The sequence below is a fragment of the Mesorhizobium sp. Ca11 genome (assembly GCF_020165275.1).
Taxonomy (GTDB): domain Bacteria; phylum Pseudomonadota; class Alphaproteobacteria; order Rhizobiales; family Rhizobiaceae; genus Mesorhizobium.
In genome coordinates this window covers 1-3431 of the sequence record NZ_JAIUHU010000039.1, presented here as the reverse complement: position 1 = coordinate 3431, position 3431 = coordinate 1, and the positions used below count along the sequence as shown (strand labels likewise).

Below are 3431 nucleotides of genomic sequence, written 5' to 3'. Positions count from 1 at the left end.
ACGAGCAAGCGTTTGCTTGCGTCCTTGGAGGTAAGTTTGATCTTACCTGATTCAAGAGCCGCCAAATGAAAGGGCCGCTTGCGCGGCCCATGATCCCGTTTGGCGGGCCTTAAGATCGTAGAGAGAAGATTGTCTTCATCCGGATCCTGTGGATCTGGAAGTGAGGTGAACATGCGCTTTGCAGACCTGGCAGCGACCTACTCTCCCGCGTCTTGAGACGAAGTACCATCAGCGCTGGAGCGTTTCACGGCCGAGTTCGGAATGGGATCGGGTGCAGCCGCTCCGCCATAACCACCAGGTCGGCAAAACGCATGTTCAAATCGAGAAGCTGTTTGAGCGAATAGCCAATAGTGAGTAGCGAATAGGGAGCCCTATTTGCTGCTTTCTCTAAGCTGTTCGCTGGTCTTTGTTGTGCCTTTGACGTTCTTTCAGCCTGGCGCCCTTCGAAGCGAAGCTTCGCAAGGTCGACCGACCGTCGGCGCTGTTGCGCCGCACCCACGTAGCGCCGCCCGCAGGGCGGAACAAGCGTGAGTGAGAATGGCGACAATCCTTCGGATTGCGCCTTGATGGATATAAGTAATGAGAACGATCAAGCCTATCGAACTATTAGTACCGGTAAGCTTCAAGCGTTGCCGCTCTTCCACACCCGGCCTATCAACGTGGTCGTCTTCCACGGTTCTCAGGGAATACTCGTTTCAAGGTGGGTTTCCCGCTTAGATGCCTTCAGCGGTTATCCCGTCCGGATATAGCTACCCTGCAATGCGGCTGGCGCCACAACAGGTCCACCAGAGATCCGTCCATCCCGGTCCTCTCGTACTAGGGACAGATCCTTTCAATATTCCTACACCCACGGCAGATAGGGACCGAACTGTCTCACGACGTTCTGAACCCAACTCACGTACCGCTTTAAATGGCGAACAGCCATACCCTTGGGACCTGCTCCAGCCCCAGGATGCGATGAGTCGACATCGAGGTGCCAAACAACCCCGTCGATATGGACTCTTGGGGGTCATCAGCCTGTTATCCCCGGCGTACCTTTTATCCGTTGAGCGATGGCCCTTCCACGCGGGACCACCGGATCACTATGACCGACTTTCGTCTCTGCTCGACTTGTCAGTCTCGCAGTCAGGCAGGCTTATGCCATTGCACTCAGCGAACGATTTCCGACCGTTCTGAGCCCACCATCGCGCGCCTCCGTTACTCTTTAGGAGGCGACCGCCCCAGTCAAACTACCCACCATACATTGTCCCGGACCCGGATAACGGGCCGCGGTTAGACATCCATAGTGATAAGGGTGGTATTTCAAGGGTGGCTCCACCTGAGCTGGCGCCCAGGCTTCAAAGCCTACCACCTATCCTACACATGCCACTACGAATGCCAATGTAAAGCTATAGTAAAGGTGCACGGGGTCTTTCCGTCTAACCGCAGGAACCCCGCATCTTCACGGGGAATTCAATTTCACTGAGTCTATGCTGGAGACAGCGGGGAAGTCGTTACGCCATTCGTGCAGGTCGGAACTTACCCGACAAGGAATTTCGCTACCTTAGGACCGTTATAGTTACGGCCGCCGTTTACTGGGGCTTCGATTCAGAGCTTGCACCCCTCCTCTTAACCTTCCAGCACCGGGCAGGCGTCAGACCCTATACGTCGCCTTGCGGCTTCGCAGAGCCCTGTGTTTTTGATAAACAGTCGCTACCCCCTGGTCTGTGCCACCCTCCTCTGCTTGCGCAGAAAAGGGTCACGCTTCTTCCGAAGTTACGCGTGCAATTTGCCGAGTTCCTTCAGCATAGTTCTCTCAAGCGCCTTGGTATACTCTACCTGACCACCAGTGTCGGTTTCGGGTACGGTCTATAAGGAGGAGCTATTTCCTGGAACCACTCCGCTGCCCTTTCAATCCGATAAGATTGGACAACTTGTGTGATCCGTCACTACCTCCAGGCCCACGAATATTAACGTGGTTCCCATCGACTACGCGTTTCCGCCTCGTCTTAGGGGCCGGCTAACCCTGCTCAGATTAACTTTAAGCAGGAACCCTTGGTCTTTCGGCGGGGGAGTCTCTCACTCCCCTTACGTTACTCATGTCAGCATTCGCACTTCTGATACCTCCACCGCCCCTCACGGGTACGGCTTCATCAGCTTACAGAACGCTCCGCTACCGCTCGTGATTGCTCACGAACCCTAAGCTTCGGTGTATGGCTTTAGCCCCGTTACATTTTCGGCGCAAAGACCCTTATTTAGACCAGTGAGCTGTTACGCTTTCTTTAAATGATGGCTGCTTCTAAGCCAACATCCTGGTTGTTTTGGGATCCTCACATCCTTTCCCACTTAGCCATAACTTGGGGACCTTAGCTGTAGGTCAGGGTTGTTTCCCTTTTCACGACGGACGTTAGCACCCGCCGTGTGTCTGCCGACTAGTACTCCCAGGTATTCGGAGTTTGGTTAGGTTTGGTAATCCGGTGAGGACCCCTAGCCCATCCAGTGCTCTACCCCCTGGGGTATTCGGTCGACGCTCTACCTAAATAGATTTCGCGGAGAACCAGCTATTTCCGAGTTTGATTGGCCTTTCACCCCTAGCCACAAGTCATCCCGAACTATTGCAACAGTTATGGGTTCGGTCCTCCAGTAAGTGTTACCTTACCTTCAACCTGCTCATGGCTAGATCACTCGGTTTCGGGTCTAATGCGACGAACTGAACGCCCTGTTCAGACTCGCTTTCGCTGCGCCTACACCTACCGGTTTAAGCTTGCTCGTCACACTAAGTCGCTGACCCATTATACAAAAGGTACGTGGTCACCCTTGCGGGCTCCCACTGTTTGTAGGCAATCGGTTTCAGGTACTCTTTCACTCCCCTTGTCGGGGTGCTTTTCACCTTTCCCTCACGGTACTAGTTCGCTATCGGTCATGCACGAGTACTTAGGCTTGGAAGGTGGTCCTCCCAATTTCAGACAGGATTTCACGTGTCCCGCCTTACTCGAGGACGATTGATCGCATTACGCGTACGGGGCTGTCACCCGCTATGGCCCTACTTTCCAGAAGGTTCCGCTTGTCTCTCAATCGCCACTGGCCTGGTCCGGGTTCGCTCGCCACTACTTCCGGAGTCTCGGTTGATGTCCTTTCCTACGGGTACTTAGATGTTTCAGTTCCCCGCGTTCGCCACTTTATCCCTATGTATTCAGGATAAGTTACCTATTAGCGATACTTGGAAACCACAGCAGCAAGACGGCGCGATCCGAAGGATCGTCGCATCCCTGCTGCTCTGATTTTCCAAGTACCTTAGGTGGGTTTCCCCATTCGGAAATCTACGGATCAAAGGGTATTCGCACCTCCCCGTAGCTTATCGCAGCGTATCACGTCCTTCATCGCCTGTGCATGCCAAGGCATCCACCAATTGCCCTTAAGACACTTGATCGTTCTCATTGCCAATACCCATC

Annotated in this window: 2 rRNA genes; both read right to left on the bottom strand. The window is 53.8% G+C overall.

The features are described 5' to 3' along the window. Window positions 1–184: 184 nt before the first annotated feature. Window positions 185–299, bottom strand: a 5S ribosomal RNA gene (rrf, locus tag LB538_RS29090). 286 nt (window positions 300–585) lie between these two features. Beyond that, window positions 586–3409: ribosomal RNA gene (locus LB538_RS29085) — 23S ribosomal RNA — on the bottom strand. Between the last annotated feature and the right edge of the window lie 22 nt (window positions 3410–3431).